Origin of the sequence: Lamprobacter sp. (genome assembly GCF_034860625.1) — a bacterium.
GTDB lineage: Bacteria > Pseudomonadota > Gammaproteobacteria > Chromatiales > Chromatiaceae > Lamprobacter.
Genome location: NZ_JAYESN010000212.1, coordinates 1 through 5,372, shown reverse-complemented (window position 1 = coordinate 5,372; position 5,372 = coordinate 1). Strand labels below are relative to the sequence as shown.

The window sequence follows — 5,372 nt, the reverse complement described above, 5'->3', positions numbered from 1 at the left end:
TTGCCGTTTGTTTCTGATCTTGATCGAATTAAATTTTCTCATTTGACTGATTATAAAGATTTAGTTACTGTCTATTATTATGAGTGTCGTCAAATTATAACTTTTCAAGGCCAAGCCCTTGTTTTATAAAGAATTCACTGATGATCGAAGTAACTTCTCAATAAGTCACGGCACGACCGCAGCCCGCTCACGGACGATGTCCGGCAAGGGCGGAATCATGCCGGTCTGCTCAATGCGGTCGTTGAGATAGTCCCAGAAGGAAATGCCCAACTTGCGGCAAGTCTTCTTCAAGCTAGCGAAGGTATCGCGGCAGCGTCGCCCGAGATCGCTACGGGTTCCGCCGCTGATCTTGCGCCATTTGACGTAGCCGCGGATGTCGTTCTCATTGCCGTTGGTATGCAGCGGGATGTCTGGACGCAGCAACACCAGCAGCAGTTCGCTCTGGTGGCGATGCAACCGCTTCAAGGTCTGGTTGAGGGCGGCGAAGGACGTCTTTTGGGTAAAGATCGCCTCGAAGCGCTCGCGCAGTGGGGCGATGGCCGCGGGATCGGGGTCACGCTGATACGCTTTGAGGTCCGCATAGAGCGTCCAGATCTGATCGCGCACACCCTGTTGATCGGCGCGCTGCGGCGCATTGAGCGGGATGAGCGTGTGGATCAGCCGCTCGGCATGTACCCAGCACAGGGCATGGAGCAGGATGGCGAATTGCCCAGCACCGTCGCTGACGATGACCAGCTCGCGTGAGAGACCGTTGGCTAAGAGCCCTCCCAACAAGGCGCCTTCGGTGGCGATGCGCTGGTGGCGCTCCTGGGTGATCCCCAATGCATGCAGGTGCTCATCCCAGGCTTTAACGGTGGTGAGTTCACGGATCGGGGAGGCCATCAGTGCCTCGCGCTTGGCTTGGGGAAGGCCCTGCTCGTGCCAATACGTCAGGGCCTCTGCGTTGCAGTTGTAGCGAGGCTCACCGGCTTGCAGCAGGGTGAGGAAGTTGATCCGGCTCTTGCTGTCGGTGCTGCTGAACCAGGCAAAGAGGTCATTGCCGATCTGGGTGACGTCACCGTTGCGGCCCTGATGGCGAGCGCCGGAGTCATCGACCGTGATGCAGGGGCTGACCGCGAGGCCGACCTTGAGCAGGTCGTCCTTCTCGGCAAAGAACGCCTCGTTGTGGCCACTGAGTAGGGCGTCGATCTGCCCGACCGAGAGGTCGATGCCCCATTCAAGCAGTTGTTCACGCAGCAACGGCTGGGTGACGTGACAGTGATGGTACTGGTAGAGCACATAGGCGCGCAGGCCGGTGCCGAAGTGCCCGCCCTGCAGGGTGCTCGGCAATTCGCCGCACAGCCACTCGCCCTGCGGGGTTTGCCAGACCTCAAGGCGGTAGCGGGTGTTTGCGCTTGAATCTTGAGATCTTGCACCACGACGTCGCGATAGCCCTTGAAGCGTGAACCCGGCGGGGGTGGCTGACTTGGTGGGATGCGGCAGTCTTCGTGAACGCTCAGCTGCGCAGTTTTGGCGCGCTTGCTCGAGCCCGGGCGCTTGCGAGTGCCTTGGGATTTGTCCGCGTCGTCCTGCTGCTCATTGCCTTGTCCGGCTTTCTGCTCCATCCCGCTGGGCTTGAAGCGCGGCTTGCCTTGCTCGCCCTTGAGCCTCGCGATCTCATCGCGCAGTTGCTGGATGGTCTCGGCCTGCTGCTGGGTCTTCTCGGCCAAGGTCTCGATCAGGCGCACCAACTCCTCGATCAGCGCTGTGCGCTCGGTCTCGGGAATGGGCGGGAGTTCGATCATGGCAGCTCAGGCAGGGAGTTCACAGGGCAGGGAGGTGGGTGTCTGGTCGCCATGTTAACGCAGCAGCGGCTCCCGGTTGCCATGACTTATTGAGAAGTTACTAATCGAACCGCCCTGGCCCAAGCCGTGGAACGTTTCACAGACAGGATGTCACTGCGGGCGCGAGGCATCGAGTACCCGTCAGCGAGCGCTACACAGTGGTGGGTGCTGCAGAGTGCTCCCCCATCCCGGCGGCGCCCTGCCCCCGATCCCCGTCGGTGGCTCGGGCTGGCTGATCGCACCTCCGATCTGCAGCGATCAGTTGCTGACTCTCGCGGCAGAAGGACCACCCGCGCACGTGTGAAGCCGCTCAACAGGAGGCCATCGAAGCGAGTCTTAACATTGTAAAACCGACACGATGATGTTAGTTTTTCAAGGATGTTAGTGCGTCACCTCAGCACCCTCCTGCATGAACGCCTGGACCAGTTCCCCGCGGTGGCGCTGCTGGGTCCGCGGCAGGTGGGCAAGACCACCTTGGCCCGTGCCATCGAGGACGTGCGGCCCAGTCTTTATCTCGACCTCGAATCACCACCGGATCGCGAGAAGCTGTCGGACCCGGTCGATTACCTCTCCCGTCATGCCGATCGGCTGGTCATCCTCGATGAGATCCAGCGTGTCCCGCAGCTGTTTCAACCGTTGCGCGGTTTGATCGATCAGGGACGGCGCCAGGGGCGCGTGGCCGGCCAGTTCCTGCTGCTCGGCTCGGCCTCGATCGACCTGCTGGCTCAGTCGAGCGAGACCCTTGCGGGGCGGATCGCCTATGTCGAGCTAACACCCTTTGACGTGCTGGAGGTCGCGCCGCAGGCGCGCGAGACGCTCTACAGCGCTCTTTAGGCGGTGCTTTTATGTTGGGGTCGCGCCGCAGGCGCGCGAGACGCTCTGGGTCCGCGGCGGCCTGCCCGAGAGTTTCCTCGCCCGCAGCGATCGGTCCAGTCTGATCTGGCGCGAGCAGTTCATTCGCACCTATCTGGAACGCGATATCCCACAGTTCGATGCCCGCACCCCTGCGGAAACCTTGCGCCGTTTGTGGACCATGCTGGCTCATCATCAAGGCGGGTTGCTCAATACCGCGCAGTTCGCCCGCGGGCTCGCGCTCGATGGTCGCACGGTTAACCGTTATCTGGATCTGTTGGTTGATCTGTTGCTGGTGAGGCGCTTAGCGCCATACCACGCCAATGTTGGCAAGCGCTTGGTGCGCTCACCCAAGCTCTACATCCGTGATGCCGGCTTGGTGCATGCCCTGTTGCGGTTGCCGGATCACGAGGCGTTGCTCGGCCATCCGGTGGTGGGCAACAGTTGGGAAGGCTTTGTGATCGAGAACCTACTCGGCTGCGCCCCGGATGGCACCCAGGCGAGCTTTTACCGCACGGCGGTCGGCGCCGAGATCGATCTGTTGCTGGAATTGCCGACCGGCGAGACCTGGGCCATTGAGATCAAGCGCGGGCTCGCGCCGACCCCGGAGCGTGGCTTCCATCACGCGCTCGAGGATCTCCAGCCCGCTCAGGCCTGGCTCGTTTACAGTGGCGAGGAGCGTTACCGAAAACCGGGCGGGATCACGGTCATTGGTCTGCGCGAACTCTGCTTGACCCTTCAGGCGTTGGCCTGAGCGAAGACCGCTGATCGCCGATGAGCCGTCCACCACCCCAGCCCCTCCCCGTGCCGCCCCCGATCGACTGGCTGCCCTGGTGTCTCAGCGACTCGGTCGAGCGCTCGCCTCATCTAGGCGCCCTGCTCTAGCACCGGCGAGTCCGGCGAGTCCGCATGCGGATTCGAGCCACGCCACATTCGCGATCGCCTTCGGCAAGGCCATCAGTGGCTCGGAGAACGCAGACTGCGGCAGCGCGTCGCGAATCAGCTGCGCCATCGCGCAGGCTTGTGCTAGATCGCGCGGCTTCTTGGGGTGGACCTAAAGCGCCGATTGACATCAGCCAGAAAAAGCGTCAATACTTTGTATATCTAAGCGATATACAGGAATACCGCCATGCGCGATGCTGCGATCAACCTCAGAGCCCTGCCCGAGCAGCGAGATCTCATTGATCAGGCGGCTTCGGCGCTGGGTAAGAACCGCTCGGACTTTATGCTAGAAGCCGCCTGTGAGCGCGCCCAATCCGTGCTGCTTGACCGAATCTTTTTCAGTCTTGATACGGATAAATTTCAGCAATTCATCGCGTTGCTCGACGCACCACCGACACCCAATGTGGGCCTGGAACGGCTGATGGCGATCAAGGCACCCTGGGATTGAGCCGACATGGCCCAGGCCTGTTGCGACCGCAACCGTTGTCGGCCGAACACCAGTTTGGGGATTTTTCCTGCGGTGAATCCTCGCTCGATGAGTGGCTAAGACACCGGGCACTGCCGAACCAGACTTCAGGAGCGAGCCGAACCTTTGTGGTCACCCGTGACACGGGTCATGTCATGGCCTATGACGCTTTAGCCGCCGGCACGGTGTCGCATCAGAACTCGCCCGGGAAGATACGACGCACTATGCCAGATCCCGTGCCGGTTCTGGTGCTCGCCCGTCTGGCCGTTGACCAACGCCTACAGGGACAACACATCGGCGCTGCCTTGCTGCAGGACGCTTTGCAACGCGCCGTATCGGTGGCTGAACAGATCGGTGTGCGTGCGCTGATGGTGCACGCCCTTAACGAGTCGGCTATCAAGTTCTACACACACTACGGTTTTATCGCATCACCGGCCAATCCCATGACGCTCATGCTGCCGTTGCACTCGCGAAACAGGTAGTCCACGCCCCGCACCCGCTTCTAGCGCATCCCGTAGGCATAGGTGCGGCTCTGGTCTTAGGGGATTTACAGAAACATCTATACCAAGCAGTCGGGCTTGATCAGGATATCCCACTTCGGCAGATCGGGGTTGCGCAGTAGCCGCGCTTCGACCTTGCGTATTCCGGCCCATCGTGACCGCTCATTCCGATCGAACGTGACCGCGGATTCCGGCGGAACGTGACCGCCAATTCCGATTGATCGTGACCGATTTCCGGTGTCTTTCCGGAATCACCGGTCACGATCCCGGAATGGCCGGTCACGATCCCCGGAATCGATCGTAGAGCGCTGGATTTCTTCAATCTTTTCGGCATGTCTGTGGTTTTTGCAACCACCGGAGCAGAGCATGCCGACCAAGAGGAGTCCAATGCGTAAGATCACCGAAGTCCTGAGGCTGAAGTTCGAGGCCAAACTCAGCCATGCCAAGATCGCCCGAGCCGTGGGGCTCTCCAAGGGCGCGGTCAACAAATACGTCAGCCTGGCCCAGGCGCAGGGGCTCGGCTGGCCCCTGCCCGACGGTCTTGATGAAGCGGCCCTGCAGGCACGCCTGTATCCGCCGCGCACCGGCTCGGCGCGCTATCTCGAGCCCGATCACGCGCAGCTGCACACCGAGCTCAAGCGCAAAGGCGTCACCCTGCAGCTGCTCTGGAGTGAGTACGCCGAGGCCGCCGGCGCCCAGGCCTACCGCTACAGCCAGTTCTGCGAGCGCTACCGCCAATGGGTCAAGCGCCAGAAGCGCAGCCTGCGCCAAGTGCACCGCGCCGGCGAG

7 protein-coding genes and 1 pseudogene are annotated in these 5,372 nt (G+C 61.3%); 6 read left to right on the top strand and 2 right to left on the bottom strand.

What is annotated here, in order from left to right; all coding sequences use genetic code 11:
- Positions 1 to 165: 165 nt before the first annotated feature.
- Entirely contained in the window at positions 166 to 1,329 is a 1,164-nt protein-coding gene (locus VBE63_RS24285; protein ID WP_323685593.1) for an IS66 family transposase, read from the bottom strand.
- 158 nt (positions 1,330 to 1,487) lie between these two features.
- On the opposite strand from VBE63_RS24285, the gene VBE63_RS24280 reads away from it, so the two are divergent.
- The 3 genes from VBE63_RS24280 to VBE63_RS24270 all read left to right on the top strand — a co-directional run bounded on the left by VBE63_RS24280 (position 1,488) and on the right by VBE63_RS24270 (position 3,429).
- On the top strand, positions 1,488 to 1,877 hold the full coding sequence (locus tag VBE63_RS24280) for a hypothetical protein (RefSeq protein WP_323685592.1): 390 nt from the start codon (positions 1,488 to 1,490) through the stop codon (positions 1,875 to 1,877).
- Between the two features lie 324 nt (positions 1,878 to 2,201).
- A complete protein-coding gene (locus tag VBE63_RS24275) occupies positions 2,202 to 2,657 on the top strand; it encodes an ATP-binding protein (protein ID WP_323685591.1) in 456 nt (151 codons plus the stop codon).
- Positions 2,602 to 3,429 (top strand): DUF4143 domain-containing protein, encoded by an 828-nt coding sequence (locus VBE63_RS24270; RefSeq protein WP_323685590.1) that lies wholly within the window; start codon positions 2,602 to 2,604, stop codon positions 3,427 to 3,429. The genes VBE63_RS24275 and VBE63_RS24270 overlap by 56 nt, the downstream gene beginning before the upstream one ends.
- 84 nt (positions 3,430 to 3,513) lie before the next feature.
- Here VBE63_RS24270 and VBE63_RS24265 read toward each other — a convergent pair whose 3' ends face one another.
- Positions 3,514 to 3,687, bottom strand: coding sequence for a hypothetical protein (locus VBE63_RS24265; RefSeq protein ID WP_323685589.1), 174 nt, complete (start codon positions 3,685 to 3,687; stop codon positions 3,514 to 3,516).
- A 117-nt stretch (positions 3,688 to 3,804) separates the two neighbouring features.
- On the opposite strand from VBE63_RS24265, the gene VBE63_RS24260 reads away from it, so the two are divergent.
- The 3 genes and pseudogenes from VBE63_RS24260 to VBE63_RS24250 all read left to right on the top strand — a co-directional run.
- On the top strand, positions 3,805 to 4,065 hold the full coding sequence (locus tag VBE63_RS24260) for a DUF1778 domain-containing protein (protein ID WP_323685588.1): 261 nt from the start codon (positions 3,805 to 3,807) through the stop codon (positions 4,063 to 4,065).
- 35 nt (positions 4,066 to 4,100) lie between these two features.
- Complete coding sequence (locus VBE63_RS24255; protein WP_323685587.1) at positions 4,101 to 4,565, top strand: GNAT family N-acetyltransferase; 465 nt, start codon at positions 4,101 to 4,103, stop codon at positions 4,563 to 4,565.
- Between the two features lie 405 nt (positions 4,566 to 4,970).
- A pseudogene (locus tag VBE63_RS24250) lies at positions 4,971 to 5,372 on the top strand (IS21 family transposase); the annotation flags it as partial.

Bases quoted from the DNA above. Each gene is read 5' to 3' on its own strand.
- VBE63_RS24265 (WP_323685589.1), bottom strand. From the start codon at position 3,687: ATGGCGCAGCTGATTCGCGACGCGCTGCCGCAGTCTGCGTTCTCCGAG.
- VBE63_RS24260 (WP_323685588.1), top strand. From the start codon at position 3,805: ATGCGCGATGCTGCGATCAACCTCAGAGCCCTGCCCGAGCAGCGAGAT.
- VBE63_RS24275 (WP_323685591.1), top strand. From the start codon at position 2,202: ATGTTAGTGCGTCACCTCAGCACCCTCCTGCATGAACGCCTGGACCAG.